This window comes from Fontibacillus phaseoli, from assembly GCF_003337355.1.
In the GTDB taxonomy this organism is placed as follows: Bacteria; Bacillota; Bacilli; order Paenibacillales; family Paenibacillaceae; genus Fontibacillus; species Fontibacillus phaseoli.
On sequence record NZ_QPJW01000002.1, the window covers coordinates 132,698 to 149,336 of the forward strand.

At 49.1% G+C, this 16,639-nt stretch carries 13 protein-coding genes; 7 read left to right on the forward strand and 6 right to left on the reverse strand.

What is annotated here, in order from left to right; translation table 11 throughout:
* Positions 1-31: 31 nt before the first annotated feature.
* A complete protein-coding gene (locus DFP94_RS08005; RefSeq protein WP_114495954.1) occupies positions 32-1,054 on the reverse strand; it encodes an FUSC family protein in 1,023 nt (340 codons plus the stop codon).
* A 127-nt stretch (positions 1,055-1,181) separates the two neighbouring features.
* Between DFP94_RS08005 and DFP94_RS08010 the strand changes: the two genes are divergently transcribed.
* Complete coding sequence (locus tag DFP94_RS08010) at positions 1,182-1,706, forward strand: hypothetical protein (RefSeq protein ID WP_114495955.1); 525 nt, start codon at positions 1,182-1,184, stop codon at positions 1,704-1,706.
* A 103-nt stretch (positions 1,707-1,809) separates the two neighbouring features.
* Here the strand turns inward: DFP94_RS08010 and DFP94_RS08015 are convergent, their stop codons facing one another.
* Positions 1,810-2,868 carry an AI-2E family transporter gene (locus tag DFP94_RS08015; protein ID WP_114495956.1) on the reverse strand — a complete coding sequence of 353 codons (1,059 nt, stop codon included), beginning with the start codon at positions 2,866-2,868 and terminating at the stop codon, positions 1,810-1,812.
* Positions 2,869-3,452: 584 nt separating this feature from the next.
* Between DFP94_RS08015 and DFP94_RS08020 the strand changes: the two genes are divergently transcribed.
* The gene (locus DFP94_RS08020) at positions 3,453-4,529 is read left to right on the forward strand and encodes a bifunctional 3-deoxy-7-phosphoheptulonate synthase/chorismate mutase (RefSeq protein WP_114495957.1); all 1,077 of its coding nucleotides are present in this window, start codon (positions 3,453-3,455) and stop codon (positions 4,527-4,529) included.
* A 20-nt stretch (positions 4,530-4,549) separates the two neighbouring features.
* On the opposite strand, the gene DFP94_RS08025 is transcribed toward DFP94_RS08020, so the two are convergent.
* Positions 4,550-5,638 (reverse strand): lactonase family protein, encoded by a 1,089-nt coding sequence (locus DFP94_RS08025; protein WP_114495958.1) that lies wholly within the window; start codon positions 5,636-5,638, stop codon positions 4,550-4,552.
* A 281-nt stretch (positions 5,639-5,919) separates the two neighbouring features.
* Here DFP94_RS08025 and DFP94_RS08030 point away from each other — a divergent pair, with 281 nt between their 5' ends.
* Positions 5,920-6,279, forward strand: coding sequence for a LytTR family transcriptional regulator DNA-binding domain-containing protein (locus DFP94_RS08030; protein ID WP_114495959.1), 360 nt, complete (start codon positions 5,920-5,922; stop codon positions 6,277-6,279).
* A gap of 76 nt (positions 6,280-6,355) precedes the next feature.
* On the opposite strand, the gene DFP94_RS08035 is transcribed toward DFP94_RS08030, so the two are convergent.
* A complete protein-coding gene (locus tag DFP94_RS08035; RefSeq protein WP_114495960.1) occupies positions 6,356-7,348 on the reverse strand; it encodes an aldose 1-epimerase in 993 nt (330 codons plus the stop codon).
* Positions 7,349-7,454: 106 nt separating this feature from the next.
* Complete coding sequence (locus DFP94_RS08040; protein WP_114495961.1) at positions 7,455-8,717, reverse strand: MFS transporter; 1,263 nt, start codon at positions 8,715-8,717, stop codon at positions 7,455-7,457.
* 216 nt (positions 8,718-8,933) lie between these two features.
* On the opposite strand from DFP94_RS08040, the gene DFP94_RS08045 reads away from it, so the two are divergent.
* The 4 genes from DFP94_RS08045 to DFP94_RS08060 all read left to right on the forward strand — a co-directional run bounded on the left by DFP94_RS08045 (position 8,934) and on the right by DFP94_RS08060 (position 14,754).
* Positions 8,934-9,848: a C40 family peptidase gene (locus tag DFP94_RS08045; protein ID WP_114495962.1), complete on the forward strand. Its 915-nt coding sequence runs from the start codon at positions 8,934-8,936 to the stop codon at positions 9,846-9,848.
* A gap of 199 nt (positions 9,849-10,047) precedes the next feature.
* Positions 10,048-10,971: a molecular chaperone DnaJ gene (locus DFP94_RS08050; protein WP_114495963.1), complete on the forward strand. Its 924-nt coding sequence runs from the start codon at positions 10,048-10,050 to the stop codon at positions 10,969-10,971.
* A gap of 181 nt (positions 10,972-11,152) precedes the next feature.
* Positions 11,153-12,205 carry a LacI family DNA-binding transcriptional regulator gene (locus DFP94_RS08055; protein WP_114495964.1) on the forward strand — a complete coding sequence of 351 codons (1,053 nt, stop codon included), beginning with the start codon at positions 11,153-11,155 and terminating at the stop codon, positions 12,203-12,205.
* A 107-nt stretch (positions 12,206-12,312) separates the two neighbouring features.
* On the forward strand, positions 12,313-14,754 hold the full coding sequence (locus DFP94_RS08060) for a glycoside hydrolase family 94 protein (RefSeq protein ID WP_114495965.1): 2,442 nt from the start codon (positions 12,313-12,315) through the stop codon (positions 14,752-14,754).
* A 241-nt stretch (positions 14,755-14,995) separates the two neighbouring features.
* On the opposite strand, the gene DFP94_RS08065 is transcribed toward DFP94_RS08060, so the two are convergent.
* Positions 14,996-16,414 (reverse strand): DHA2 family efflux MFS transporter permease subunit, encoded by a 1,419-nt coding sequence (locus DFP94_RS08065; RefSeq protein ID WP_245954610.1) that lies wholly within the window; start codon positions 16,412-16,414, stop codon positions 14,996-14,998.
* Between the last annotated feature and the right edge of the window lie 225 nt (positions 16,415-16,639).

A 16,639-nucleotide genomic window follows, 5' to 3' on the forward strand; every position in this document is an offset into this window, starting at 1 on the left:
TCCCGCCGTTAGGCAGGACTTTTTTTAATGTCTAAGCTTCCCCGGATGCCTGGCTATGATCTGCCAAACGGTTTAAACGCTCCAATTGATGTCCGTATTCATACATCTCCGCAGATACGATCGACAGACGAAGAACCCCTTCCCGTTGCGCAGCATACCGGTCCAGCATTCCGCGCAGAAACTCGTCATTGTCATGTTCAAATTGCTCGGCTTCCAGAAAGTTCGGCTTTAATTTGTCGTCAAACTTCAGCATGATATGTTCGTGAAATTTGATAAGCTTCTCCAATTGCTGATCAAATTCGTGATTCAATTCCGGCGTACGCACCGCCTGAAAATAATGCTGCTCCACCGCATCCAGTACCTCGTAGCCTTTCCTTAACGTTTTTAGCATCTGTTTATATACTACGAGTTGCCGACTCTCGCTGAACTTTGGCGTCTTGAGTTTTTTCTGGTCTTCTTCCATCAGCTTGTATTTATCGACCAGCGAGTTGATCGTATCTTCAAGCTTGCGCTTTTCGCTCCGGAACACCGCCTCCTTGATCTCGTCCGAGATGGCGGTCCTCATCAGCAGGGACAACTGGTCAAAAGTCTGCCGGATTTGGTGAATATACTGCACTCTCGGCTTCGGCGGGAACACCAAAATATTGATCACGAACGCCGAGACGATCCCCACCAAACTGAGCGAGAACCGATTCAGCGCAAATTCCCATTGCCCGGACGCTTCCATGACGGAAACGACCGTAACGAGCGTAATTCCGATCGTATCGCCCATTTTCAATTTAAGACAAATCATAATTACAAGAATACATACCAGTCCGACGGCGATGGGTTCATTAGAAAACAGCATTCCGCCCAACATGGCTAAAATGGCGCCCAGCGTGTTGGTTTGCAGTTGGTCCAGTAAATATCTCCAGGACCTGTAGATGGAAGGCTGCATGGCAAAGATCGATGCTACCGCCGCGATGACCGGTGGGGATAGGTCAAACCAACTTACCACGTATAATGCCAAAGTAACAGCCAGTCCTGTCTTCAACATTCTAGCGCCAAACGTCACAACAAATTCCTCCTGTTACTTCTCTCTCATGTCATTTTTACCCGAATTGAAATGATTTCGCTCATTTTGTCAACAATATATCATTGTAAGGCCCAAATTATTCTAAACGAAGAGGTGGAAAAAGTCTATGAATCAACTGAAAGGTCTTGCCGCAGTAACCGGGCTGGTCTTGATCCTAACTTTGGTCCCTGCAGCAGTAGGACACGTCTACGCGGATACTCCGCATGCCGTGCAAAAAACGGCGACTCCGGAATCCAAAAACCCGCATCCCCGGCATCCGCATCCTCCCTTTCGCCATCTTCATGGCGGACATATCGTAAAAGATACGGCAGACCTGCTCGGAATGGAGCCTAAAGACATCATGGAGCAGTTAAAACAAGGCAAAACGTTGCTGCAAATCGCACAGGTCCGCAAAGGCTGGAGCGAAGAAGAATATCTCAAAAAGCTGACTGATACCGCTTCGCGCAACATCGACAAAGCTGTCGCGGAGAACAAAATAGATGCTGAAAAAGCATCCAGGCTGAAAGCTATTTTGCCGGAAAAATTCAAAAGGGTCATTCACCGCACCTGGAAAGATAACCATTCCGGTCATCCGGCCCTGGATTACCAGAACAACCAGATCCATTGGGTTAAGCCCTCGGCTAACCCCTGAGCAAACCATTGCCCCGGAAGCAAAAAGACGGAGGAATCCCCAATTGCGGCGGTTCCTCCGTTTTAGCCAATCCTATGAAATCTATGCTGTATAAGGCGATGATTTAACTATCGCTTGCAGGCGGCGGAAGCCGCTTCCCGGTTCCGGTAGGGACCTCCAGGATATCGAGCAGAAACATGAAGATAGGCACACCTACGATCAACCCCCACACTCCAAAGAAATGCTCCGATACGAGCAAGATCATAAACGTATAGAAGATCGGCAAATGAGTCTTGTTAGACATGAATTTCGGATTCAGGAAATACGTTTCAACCGCATGAACCACGGCGATCATAATTAAAACGTAGACGATTTTGATGAACCCGCCGATTTTGAAGGCGATCGCGCAAAGCGGGATCAGGGAAAAAATAACGCCCATGACCGGAATGAGGCCCAGTAAAAAGATCATGATACCCAGCGCGATCAAATTCGGAAAACCGAAGATCCACAAGAAAATCGTAGAAAGCACGGCATTAACCAAGGCGATCAAAAATTGGACTTCGATTACTTTTCCGAACGATTGAACGAACTTTTTGCCGAAGTACTCCAATTCAAGAAACAGGATGGACGCCCGGCTGGCTTTGAATTTCGAAGTGAAATTGGTGACCTTCTCTTTTTCAAGCAAAAAGAAAAGGCTAAGTATAATGGCTACGAACAAATTGAGGCTCCATTTGCCGATATCTGAGATCGTACTGATCAAGAAGTTAAACCCGCTGTCTATGTAAGCGGAAAGATCGATATCTTTGAGAGACTCCACAAGGAAATTCAATATCAGATTGTCGGGCAGATCGCTCGGCGGATTGTCATAGAATGATATGACCTGGTTTACCAAATCCGTCAATTCGGCAATAAATACGGGCAGGTAGTAATAAATTGCGGCTACCAGCAGCGTAATCATCGCGACGTAAATCAGTAGAATCGTAATTTTTCGGTTAATGCGGACGACCTTATCCACATTCCGGGTGATGAAATTGTGCAGACGATTGATGAGATAAGTAAGGATGAAAGTTATAAGTATCATATTGAGCATACTTCGCGAATAATAAAGCACCAAAACAACAAATAACAGAGCAAGCACCCTGCGGAAACCCGGAATTTGAAACAGTTCTTTAAAAAACGTCATTATACGCAACCTGCTCCCTCATAAATAGACTTCGATAAAACCTATGAATTCATCTTAAGCGAGCCGGAGTAAGAAAAGCAAGTCAGCAGGCATGGTCTCTTTTTTTGCAATACCGCACCCGCACATCAGGCCGCTCCCAATCACTTTACCGCATCAACGCTTTAAGGTTTCTTCACTGGTGTGTAAGTTCTTGCCAATTTAAATTTCCAGGCATATAATCTCGAATAAATTACGTAATAATCATTCCGAAGGACTATGACGGAGAAAAGTAAGCGAATGCGTCCAAACAGGGACGGTGGTGCCGGAGACTGAGAGCACCCCGCTGGAGCCGCGCCGCCGAAGTTCGCTCCCGAGTCGATTCCTGAACAGCCGTTTGCCGGCTAGTAGGGAACTCCGGCCGCACACCGTTATCCGTGTCTAAGCTGAGAAACCAGAAGGTTGTCTAACAAGGGTGGTACCGCGGTAACCCCGTCCCTTGATAGGCAGCCTTTTCTGCGTTTACGGTTGGCAAACACGTTTTTTGATCCAGTTGAGTACATCATCGGTCAGCATTTAAATCAAAAAATAAAAGGAGTGAAAGTAACATGAGTCAACCTTTGGAGGAATTAAGAGAACAATTGGACGGCATCAATCATGAACTTCTAAAGCTGTTAAACAAACGCGCCGAAATCGTACGGAGTATCGGAGAAATCAAAGACAAACAAGGAGTGCCGAAATTCGATCCCGTACGGGAAAGAGCGATGCTCGAAGAATTGACCCGGCAAAATCCTGGACCTTTCAAGGACGCAGAGGTCAAGCACATTTTCAAGGAGATCTTCAAAGCTTCTTTGAATCTTCAAGAGGAAGATCATAAACAGCAACTGCTTGTCAGCCGAAAAAAACAGCCCGAAAATACCGTAATCGATGTGCTTGGCACTCCGGTCGGCGGAGGTTCCCAAGTCATGATCGCGGGACCTTGCTCCGTGGAATCTTATGAGCAGCTGCGGACCGTCGCTTCCGCCTTAAAGGATGCAGGAGTCAAGGTGATGCGCGGCGGCGCCTTTAAACCGAGAACATCGCCTTACGATTTTCAGGGTCTTGGCATTGAAGGCTTGAAAATGCTCAAGGAAGTTGCGGCCGAATTCGGGCTGGCCACGATTAGCGAAATTGTTCATCCCGCACATATCGAACTCGCGGAGCAATATATCGACGTCATTCAAATCGGTGCCCGCAACATGCAAAATTTCGAACTGTTAAAAGCCGCAGGGGAAGCAAACATCCCCGTGCTGTTGAAGCGAGGGATCGCCGCTACGCTGGAGGAGTTCGTTCACGCTGCTGAATATATTGCCGTAAACGGAAATTCAAGAGTCATGCTGATCGAACGCGGCATCCGCACTTATGAAAAATGGACGCGCAACACGCTGGACATTTCAGCAGTACCGCTGCTGAAACAGGAGACCCATCTCCCGGTGCTCGTGGATGTCAGTCACTCGACGGGCCGGAAGGACATCTTGCTCCCTTGCGCCAAAGCGGCTCTGGCCGCCGGTGCCGACGGGATCATGGTGGAAGTTCACCCCGAACCGCAAGTAGCCTTGTCCGACGCCGCCCAGCAGCTCAACATTCCCCAGTTCCAGGAACTTTGGGAAGGAATCCGCCTTTCCGGTCTATTCAAGGAAGCTTAATTTTAATAAAAACTGCCTACTTAAAACCTACACAATACCGGTTTCACGCAAACCGGCTTGGAGACGGTAGCTGTTTGGCCGGTGGACTGCAATCTGCCGTTTTCGCGATCTACCCGGAACAAAACCAGATTGTTCGAATCTCGATTAGCGACAATTAAATGATTTCCGGACGGAGTAAGGGCGAAATGTCGAGGGTGGCCGCCTTCGGTCGACACATGCTCCACATAAGACAATCTCCCGGATTCCGGATGAATGCCGAATTGAACGATGCTGTCATGGCCGCGGTTTGACCCGTAAAGAAACATCCCGTCCCGGGAAATCGCTATTTCCGCAGTCGTATTTTCTCCTTCAAAGTCATCCGGCAAAGTCGACAGCGTCTCCATCGGGGTCAATCGGCCGCTCTCCACATCGTACTGGAAGGACGTTATTGAATTTCCGACTTCGTTAATCGAATATATAAATTTCCCTCCGGGATGAAAGGCCAGATGACGCGGGCCCGATCCGGGCGGTGTCATGGCATCGCCCACCGGCTGTAATGTACCGTTTTCCGTATCCACGGCATAGGTGCGCACCAGATCCAGCCCCAGATCGGCGACCAGCATATGCCGATTATCCGGACTGAACAGAGCAGAGTGAGGGTGCGGACGATCCTGTCTTACAGGGTCTGCTCCATGTCCCTCATGCTGCTGTTCATCCGATAGTTCAAGCAGCACTCCGTCGGCTGCGAGTTTGATCAGCCCCACGTTCCCTCCATGGTAACCGGATACTGCCAAAAACTTAAATTCATGATCAATTTGAATATGCGACGTTGAAGGCCGGATCGTTCTGATCCGGTTAATTTCCGTCAGACTTCCTGCAGCAGCATCGATGGAAAAAGACACCGCTTCTCCGGATCTTCCCCCATCTTCACTTTTCGCTTCCGAGATGGCATAAAGTTTACCACTACGTGCATTTACGCTTACAAACGTCGGATTTTTCAAACCCGATGCGGCATCCAGAGAGGCGAATTCACCCGTGCTTTCATCCAATTCATATACATAAACTCCGGTGTCCGCCGGTTCGGCGTAGGAACCGATAAACAGCAGCAAACGCTCTTTTGCTTCTGACAAGAATAATTGCCTCCTTTTTGTTTTAATTATATAAGATGAACTTTTGAATAGGATGCCTGCAAGGGAGTAAAATGATTCCGAAGGTACTTGCTCACATCTATTTCAATAGTTCAACTTAAATAAAAAACATTACTTTTCTTTATTTTTCCCTAATCCCGCCCAAAAGTCCAGTCCGCCCATCCCATCTTTCTTAAAAATTTAAATAGATCCCCTACACAAAACGGTAAAAATATGGTATACTGCAAGCGCTTCCACAACATCTTCTAAAGGGGGAATTTGGAATGATGAATGTCGGACCGGAGAAAAAGGACGTGTACGATCTCAATCCGCACGATGCCTATTTCTTTAAAATCGGAGCCCACGAACTAGTTTGCTTCCACGGTAGAAATTACAGCATAAAACAGAGATTCTCTGCGGAACAAACCTCCAAACTGATATCGGACTCTTCTTTTTACCGTATCAGCACCAATTGCTACGTCAATCTGTTCAAAATTTCGGAAATCCGCAACAATGTGGTCATGTTCCGTGATGAAATCCACGGGATCAAGACGATCAACGTTCCGAGAAGAAACCTGGAACAGATTAAACGCCTGCTTCCTGCAAGCCGCCGCGGGGCAGAGGAGGTCAATCAGGTCGTCTAGCGTCATCCGCTTAGAAAGAGAAAGCAGCCGGTTCCTCAATAAGGGAACAGGCTGCTTTTTCAGTTAATCGGTATTACTATTTCAAATAAAAGCGGGCCGTTTCTTCCCAGATTTCGCCGGGGGCCAGGCCGAACAGGCCGATTTCATCTTCAGGCAGGTTCACTTTCGGAGCGTTCACGAGATTGATTTGCGGCTCGGGACAAAAGAATCCTTCCGTCGCTCCATTGTTCCAGATCATCCATTGCTTGTAGGAAGTTCCCACGTCATAAACCAAGGTTGCGCCAAGCTTCTCATCGGTCAGTTCCATCCGGTTTCTGCCGTTTTGCGGTACCGCCGTATAGTGATTATCCATAGACGCATAGAACGGATATAGCCCTTCTCCCTTCAATTGCAACTCCTCTTTGGTCAACGGCTGATAGGATCCGGTTGGCAGCATGCGGTCGCTCAATTGCCAGCGCTCACCGATCGTGAGCTTTACCTTATAATCCCTAGCTTCGCTCTCAGGCGCGAACGGAGCATTGACAGCGGTATGGAACGCCAGCAGGCAAGGCATTTCCTTATCGCCGTCGTTACGAACGAACAAGTGCTGGGATAGTCCATTTTCACTCAGCGTATATTTCAGTCTCACTGTGAAGCGGAAAGGAAGATATTGATAAGCTTCATGATGTTCATCGACTACGGCTTTAACCGTGACGTAGCTCTCCAGCTTACTTTGTCCATAATCCTCTACCTGCCAATTCGCCTTATGCAGAAATCCGTGCAAGTGATTGCCGGTCGCTTCTTCATTCACCGGAAAACGGTAGACCTCCCCTTTCCAAGGGAACAGCCCGTCCTCATAACGGTTAGGCGGGAACAGTACCGGAATCCCGTATACTCCAGGGTTATTCCTGAAGGCTTCCATTTCTCCCTCCGCCGGCTCGCGGAGAATGCGGTAACCGCTTTCGGTATCGCGGAAAGAAATCAGGTTGCCTCCGACGCCTGGAAGCATGACAGCCTCATATTTTCCAGCTTGCAGAAAGACTGCTGGTTCTCCTTGAAACATGCCTTCATAGGCTTTGATTTGTGTCATCTCTCATATCTCCCTTCAAACCTTTTCTTGCTTGAACAACCTGGTATGGATTATACAAAATGCAGGTTCAAAAGTCACCCTTTCCAGTCACAGGACGAAAGCCCGATTACTCGTCCCTCAATATTTTCCGGCCCAGGGTCATCGCCAGAAGGATCATCAATACGCCGACGGCCAACTGCATGCCGAACACCTGCATCCATTCCGGCCAATCACTTATCCATTCATACATTTTCCCTCCGATCAGCGGACCGAAAAAGGAAGCTACTCCCGTGATGGCAGAATACATCGCCATGTACATCGGCCTTTCCGCCTTCGGGGTATCCCCGATCATGAAATTGAAGGCAAGTTGATTAAATCCGCCTAACCCGATCCCAAAAGCCGCATGTGCAAAAAACAAAACGGGAAGCACCGGAAATGCCGAAAGCAGACCCCACGACAGTATCGCCAACGCAATGAGCGGCATCGTCCACCACAGCAAACGCCGATTGCTGTACCTTGCGTTCAAGTTGCCCCATACATAGAAGCTACCCATCATGAACAAGGTTTGCGTTACGTTCAGCAGCGAAATCGTCTTATAATTAATATCAAGCAATTCGAGCATTACGTAGGAATACAGCGGTACGACAAGATTTTGCAAAAAAAGGAATCCGGCGATAAACCCTGTGGATTTTATAAAGGAACCGTCTTTCAACGGCTTCTGAAGCATCGGAATAAATTTGCTCTCCCCCGAACGTTCGAAAGGCAGGTCCGGATAAAAGAAAAACGTTACGATATTGGCCCCGATGCAAATCCAGACCACGATGTATAAATACAAGAAGCCCTGTCCGCCGGGAAACTGGTCGAGCAACATCCCCCCTAAAAACAAAAATAAGGTTCCCAGGCCGTTTACCAATGTATTGCGGATTCCAAAATATCTTCCCCTGACCCTTGATGGTACTATATCGCTGATTAGCGAACTCCATAGCATCGCCACTACCGTATTAAACATAAATGCGGCTACATAGAACCCGAGATACGCAGCCACCCAATAGCGCTCGGGAAACAATAACGGCGCCAACCCGGTTGCACCCCATAATAACCTCTGAATTGTGCCGAAGATCACGAAGGCCCATTTTCGGCTGCGGATTTTTTGAATGAAAAAGGCTACGAAAAGCTGCCCGATATTGACAAATGTCGTAATCGCAAGCACAAAACCCAGTTGGCCGGAAGTTGCGCCCAAATACAGCAAAAATCCCGTTAAAAACTGTCCTCCGATCAACGTTTGGAAAATTACGGACGGGATTCCTTCCACTGTAGCTATCGTCAAATTTCTGCGATGTACGGATTCTTTACGGTGCGTACTCTGTTTCAGATTTAAGCTGCCCCACACGATGATGACACACTCCTCATGACTCTACTATGTTCCATTCTACTTCATACCTGTCTTTGACCTGCGGCAAAACGTAGATTTCAGGGAATTCCGGGAAAAGACCACCGGCATACATAAAAAGTCCGTACTTTTACATACTCAAAATATGCAGTTCCCAAGCCACTGAATTTCTTGAGCCAAGAACCTGTAACCTACATGAATGGAGTGCGATTAAACATGCGCAATACGATTTGGAAAAGGGCCACGCTCCCGATATTGTCGGGGCTTTTGCTGGTCACCTTCGCAGCCTGCGGAAACGGGCAGTCCGGGCAGTCGGGACCTTCCGTCAAGTCCGCCCCGCCTTCGGAAAATCCGCTGATCCAAACCGGGCCGGGCGGAGACCATGCGCAAACCTCCTGGATTCCGCTAGCCCAAGTTGCCGACTCGCTTGGTCTGCGTCTGCAGGAAACCGGCAATATGGCCAGAATGGGATTTACCGATGTCATGTTTCAAGTCGAGCCTAGTCAAAGAGGCGCCGTCTCCTTCGGAAAACAAATCTCGTTATCCCAAGCTCCGATCCGCCAAAACGGACAAACTTGCTTGACTGAAGATGCCCTTGGCGATCTCCTGCAGACTGATGTTAAGCTTGATCGCAGAACCGGCAATCTGCAAATCGCTCCGCTTGGCAATGACGAAGGCCAGGCGGAGAACAACCCGCAGCAAGCCGCTGGCGTGAAACGGATGAGCATCCTCAGCCTTTCGGGGAACCGGGACGAACTGATCTCTTTCGCGAAACAGTTTCTCGGCACCCCTTACGATTTCGGAGCATCGACTTACGAACAGTCCAAAAAGTTCGACTGCTCTTCCTTTACCCGCCATGTATTCAAACGCTTCGGGATCAGTCTTCCCCGTTTGGCCAAGGATCAGGCAAAGGTGGGTACAACGGTTGAAAGATCCAACCTGCAAACCGGCGATTTGATCTTCTTCACGGTTCCCGGCCGATTCGAAAACGACAAAATTCCAGGACATGTCGGCATCTATATCGGCGATGGGAAGTTCATTCACACTTGGGGAGAACCCGGCGTGCAAATCAGTCCCCTGGACACCGGATACTGGCATAACGTGATCCTGTTCATGCGGCGGGTACAATAATTTCTCCATGCCTTTAACATCCTTCATTGCCAAGGGACCGACGTCTCTTGGCACACTGCTCTCTTCTCTCGTGTCTGCATTATTCGACTCTATTTCCTTTCGTTACAAATACAAAGTATAATAAATGAAAGAGTCACTTTCCATATCATTTATAGAACAAAAATGGAGTAATTGCACACATAATTAGAGGAGATTAGCGATGGACGATTTGAAAAGAGCTTATGAACTGTTGGGTCTTCCCGAGAACGCTTCCAGAGAGGAAGTGGAGAAAGCTTTCGATCTGCTGCTTAGAAGATCCCGTTCGCGGCGACCGAATGAACAGGGTGATGGTGAATCGGAAGAAAGTCAGTACGATCTTCAACTTAAAGCCTACAAAACGATCGTTGAGTTTGAAGAACGCAGCAAAATCGATGAAATGAGCCGGGAACGTTACGGCAAATGGGGAAAATTGGCCGGAAACGCCGAGAAAGTCGACGATTTTTTCCGGCTTCACAAAACGAAGGTCATTATCGGAATTATTGCCGTCATTGCGTTGGTGGTTGGAATCACCTCCTTTATCAATCACCGTGAAGAACAGAAACGCCTGGCTGCCTTGCCTCCGATCGATTTATCGATTATGTTTGTAGGCAATTATATGTCGGATCAAAATCAAGGCGGAGACGAAGGCCTTGAAAAAGCCATGACTGCCCAGTTTCCGGAATGGAAGCGACTGAAAGTCATTCTTACATATTTGCCGTCTCAAGGTGAAGGTGTCGGCACAGCTGATCTAGCCTATCAGCAAAAGGCTATGGCAATGGTTGCCACCGAAAAGCCGGATGTGTATATTTTGGATGAGAATTCTTTTGATTGGCTTGGTGGAGGCGGAGTTTTGGAAAAGCTGGACTCGGAAGCAAACGGTGTACTGAAGCCGCTGCTTGGCGAGAATTCCATCAAAGAGGGACGAGCCGAGGAAGAGACCGAGGATCATGTCTACGGCATCCGGGTGACCGACAGCCCACTTGCGAAGCAATTGCCTCTCGCCATGCAGGATATGATCATCACGGTACGCATCGGTTCGGATAACAAGGATAAAGCGATCCATTTGATCGAGCGATATTTGGAGCCGGACAACACTGCAAAATGACATCTGGTTCATGGATCCCGGCGCCCTAGCGGCTCCGGGATTTTTTATTTTCGGGGAGACTGCCCCGAATCACGGTTGAACGTACTCCTATCACATAAGTCAAAATTTAAGAATTGATTTACGTAAGCGCATCTACTACAATAAGGGTATAAACGCGCGTTTATAGAAAGTAGGGAGCCACATGCGCAGTGAAGATATTGCCAAGTTGGCCGGAGTGTCCCGCAGTACCGTGTCTCGCGTCATCAACAATTATTCCAACGTTCCCGAAGCGACCCGGGCCAAAGTGCTGCAAGTGATCGAGCAGTACCAGTACGAGCCCAACAGCTTCGCCAGAGCGCTGGCCGGCAAACGGACCGATACGATCGGACTGTTCGCCATCAGTATGAACGAGAAGGAAAACGCGACCCGCATTTACCAGAACAGCTACTTTGCCCCGATCGTCGATCTTGTCGTCGACACGGCGAACGCCCGCGGATTTTATGTGCTTATTCATACCGTATACTCGCCCGGGGATTTCCAAAAGATTAAGCAAGCTTTTCTGCAAAAGCGGATTGACGGAGGCATTCTCGTCGGCACGCAAAAGGATATCGAGCTCGTGCGTGAACTGGTCAGTCAGGAGGCTCCGCTCGTTCTCATCGACTACGACATCTCTGAGATTATGGCCGAGCGGCTCAACAAAAACCATCTGGCCGTCATCAACTCGATGGACTATGAGGGAACGGTTGAAGCCATTGAGTACCTGATCCAACTCGGTCACCGCGAAATCGGAATCATCAAGGGTAGAATGAACACCTTTTCGGGCCGCGAACGAAACATGGCCTACGAGAACACGCTGCAGAAACACGGTTTGCCCCTGGTGGAAGATTTTATTCTGGAAGGCGACTTTCTTAAGGAAACCGCCTACCGTGAGGCGGCGAGATTAGCATTGGGAGGCAAGTTGCCTACCGCTCTGTTCAGTTCGAACGATGACATGGCGATATCCGCAATGGAAGCGTTCTCCGAACATGGAATCAGCGTACCCGATCAGCTTTCGATCATCGGATTCGATGATGTGCAACTTGCCGCCCGAATCAGTCCCAAGCTGACTTCGGTCAAGCTGCCGATCGACGATATGGCCAAAGCGGCTGTGGAAAAAGTGATCGGCCTCTGCAATGCCGAAGAACCGACATTCAGCACGGTAAGTTTTCCCGCCCGGCTTGTGATCCGGGATTCGTGCAAGCCAGCCGGGAATTAGCGGCAACTGCTCCGGCAAAAAGACACGCCTCTTCCCTATGAAGGGTGATGCGCTGTCTTTTCACCACAATAAACGCGCGTTCATAATCGAAGGGAGAGACATGATTCATGAAATTCGGACATTTTGACGACGTTCGCAAAGAATATGTGATCAACACGCCACAAACCCCTTATCCGTGGATTAACTATCTGGGTAACGAACAATTTTTCGGACTGATTTCCAACACGGCCGGAGGCTACACCTTTTACCGGGATGCACGCTTGCGCCGTTTGACCCGCTATCGGTACAACAACATTCCGCTGGATACGGGCGGACGTTACTACTACCTTCGTGATCACGACAATCAGGATTTCTGGACACCAGGCTGGATGCCTGTGAAGCGCGATCTCGACTTCTATGAGTGTCGCCATGGTCTGGGCTATACTTCGATCACCGGCGAACGCGGCGGAATTTCCGTTAACCAGCTCGCCTTCATTCCGCTGGGCTACAACGGCGAAGTACACCGCTTGACGGTTAAAAATACCAGCTCGGCTACGAAGACGGTTTCCCTCTTCTCTTTTGCCGAGTTCTGCCTCTGGAATGCCCAGGACGACATGACGAATTTTCAACGCAATCTCAGCACCGGTGAAGTGGAAGTTAAGGATTCCGTCATCTACCATAAAACGGAATTCCGCGAACGCAGAAACCATTATGCCTTCTATTCCGTCAACCGGAACATCGACGGCTTCGATACGGATCGCGAATCTTTCGTCGGACTTTACAACGGTTTGCATGAACCGCAAGTCGTCGTAGCCGGTAAAGCAACCAACTCCGTGGCCAGCGGCTGGTCCCCGATCGGATCGCATGAAGTCAAGCTGACCCTTGCGCCGGGCGAAGAACAAAGCCTCGTATTCATCCTTGGTTATGTTGAAGTGGCCGAAGAAGACAAATGGGAAGCTCCAAGCGTAATCAACAAGAAACCGGCTCAAGCAATGATCGAGAAGTTCGCTACCGACGCCGATGTGGACCGGGCTATGGAAGAACTCGCTTCCTACTGGGAAGGCCTGCTGTCCAAATATCAAATCCAAAGCGGCGATGACAAGCTGAACCGGATGGTCAACATCTGGAATCCGTACCAATGTATGGTTACGTTTAACATGTCCCGTTCCGCTTCCTATTTCGAGTCCGGCATCGGCCGCGGCATGGGCTTCCGCGATTCGAACCAGGATTTGCTCGGATTCGTGCATCAAATTCCGGAACGCGCCAAAGAACGGATTCTCGATATCGCAGCTACGCAATTTGAGGACGGCAGCGCGTATCACCAGTATCAACCGCTGACCAAAAAGGGCAATAACGAAGTCGGCAGCGGATTCAACGATGATCCGTTGTGGCTGATCCTCGGAACGGCTGCTTATATCAAAGAAACCGGGGATGTAAGCATTCTGGACGAACAAGTTCCGTTCGACAGCAATCCGGACAATACGGCTACCCTGTTCGAGCATTTGAAACGTTCCTACTACCATGTCATTCACAATCTCGGACCTCATGGTTTGCCGTTGATCGGCCGGGCGGACTGGAACGACTGCCTCAACCTGAACTGCTTCTCCAAGGAGCCGGGCGAATCTTTCCAAACAACCGAGAACATTGCTGGCGGCACGGCGGAATCCGTTTTCATCGCAGGTCTGTTCGTCTACGTGAGCCCGGATTTTGCAGAAATTTGCCGGATGCGCGGCCTGGACGACGAAGCTGCCGAAGCCGTATCCCAAGCGGATAAAATGAGTGCCATCACGCTCGAGCACGGCTTTGACGGCGACTGGTTCCTGCGCGCTTACGACCACTACGGCGAAAAGATCGGCAGCAAGGAAAACGAAGAAGGCCAAATCTTCATCGAGCCGCAAGGCATGTGCGTCATGGCCGGCATCGGCGTCGAAGAAGGTCTTGCCGATAAAGCGATGACTTCCGTGAAGGAAAGACTCGACACCAAATACGGTATCGTGCTGCAGCAGCCTCCATATTCCAAGTATTATCTGAACTTGGGCGAAATTTCGACGTATCCGCCCGGATACAAAGAAAATGCCGGTATTTTCTGCCACAATAACCCGTGGATCATGATCGGGGAAACCGTACTCGGCCATGGCGACAGAGCGTTCGAAATCTACTCGAAGATTGCTCCTGCTTACCTGGAGGACATCAGTGAAGTTCACCGCATGGAACCTTACGTTTATTCGCAAATGATTGCGGGTAAAGACGCGGTTCGTCACGGGGAAGCGAAAAATTCCTGGCTGACGGGTACGGCCGCCTGGAACTATGTAGCGATCACGCAAGCGATCCTTGGAATTCAAGCGGACTTTACCGGCCTGAAGGTTGAACCTTGTATTCCTGCGGCATGGGACGGCTTTGAAATCACCCGCGTATTCCGCGGCGACACGTACGTGATCCAAATCAACAATCCGGATCATGTATCCAAAGGCGTGAGAAACATGACTGTTGACGGCAAAGCTGTCGAAGGTAACATTATTGCACCGTTCGGCGACGGCGGCGTTCATAAAGTTGTCGTAACCCTGGGCTAATTCACCATTAAGATAGAAATACCAAATCGACCGGGATTCATTGGATTTATTCCAATGAATCTCGGCCTTTCTTTTTAGCGGAACGCCTTGAATCCAATGAAGATGCCGCGCTTGACCGTCCTCCATCTATGTAAACCTCAAAAACAAGCTGAAGCAACAATATTCCCTTCCGCTGCGTTAGCTTGTTTTTTTTTTCCCGCTGTACTTAAGCCTTCGCAGGCTTAATTTCCACTTCTTCGCCCTATCCTTCCCGATTGATCTTTACTTTCTTGATGAAAAAAGAGAGGACGAAAGCGACTGCCGTAATGCCCGTGGCGATAACAAAGGCATAATCGATTCCATGAATTGTCGCATCCTTCGTTATTTGAGCCATCACATCGATGTTCGCGGGATCCTGCGGATTAATCCCGGCTAAAGTGACCCTTTCCGTAACCCGGCTCTTGGTCTGGGATGACATGATCGACACCAGCAGGGCTGTACCGAGCGCTCCGGCGATCGTCCGCAGCGTATTGGACATGGCCGTGCCGTGGGCATTCAGCCTTGACGGAAGCTGATTCAGACCGGCTGTCTGAATCGGCATCATCAGCATGGACATCCCGAACATCCGGGCGGTGTATATTAAGATCAGATGATTATAAGTCGTACTGTTCGTAAGCATGCTGAACTCCCAAGTCGTTACGATCGTGATGGCAAGTCCGATGACGGCCAACCATCGGGCTCCGATTTTGTCGAAGATGATCCCCGTAATCGGCGACATGATCCCCATCAGAATTGCGCCCGGCATAAGAAGAAGCCCCGATTCAAGCGGAGAAAAGCCGCGGATGGTCTGCAAGTAGATCGGAAGTAAAATCATGGCGGCATACATCGCCATCGTTACGACAACATTAATGATCGTTGTCAGGGAAAACATGTTGTACTTAAACACCCGAAACTCCAGCATCGGATGCTTGCTCGTCAACTGACGCAAGAGGAACAAGGCTAGTGCGGCCACGCCGACGATCAGGCTGACGACAACCTCTGTCGCGCCCCATCCTTCGCTCCCCGCCTCACTAAATCCGTAGAGAACCCCGCCAAAGCCGAGAGTCGACATAACTATAGACAAATAATCAAGTTTGGGACGGGCTACTTCCGTTACATTTTTCATAAATATAAAACCCAAAATAATAGAAAGAACGGAAAAAGGCAAAACAATCCAGAAAAGCATATTCCAAGGATAATGTTCAATAATCCAACCGGATAATGTAGGACCCACCGCCGGAGCAAAGATCATTGCGATCCCCATCGTCCCCATCGCCTGGCCGCGTTTTTCAATCGGGAAGATGGTCAGGAACACTACGGTCATAAGCGGCATGAGCACGCCCGCTCCCGCTGCCTGTATCAGGCGTCCGATCAAAACTATTCCGAAATTGGAACCGATACCACATACGAGCGTACCTATGGCAAACAATGTGGTAGCTGCAATAAACAATTTTCGGGTCGAGAAACGCTCCATGAGATAGGCACTCACCGGAATTAGAACCCCGTTTACGAGCATAAATCCGGTAACCAGCCATTGAATGGTCGTTTCTGTAACATCTAAGTCCATCATCATGTGTGGCAAAGCCACGTTCATTAGGGTTTGATTCAAAATCGAGACGAACGCCCCGATCAGAAGCGCCATAACGATAGGCCACCTTTTGAAAGAGACCGTCCTGGTATTTGATCTATTGTTGTTCACTTTGGTTTCCTTCTCTCACTTTGATGAATATATTTATAATTTTTTTATAAGTCTTCAGCATTTGAAAGTTGTTTATTAGGGATCAGTAGGTAATCTCACCAATCCTGATCGGGCATATTCATTTTTTTACATTGCATGCATTATTCGGCATTATTCTTGTTACTCCGT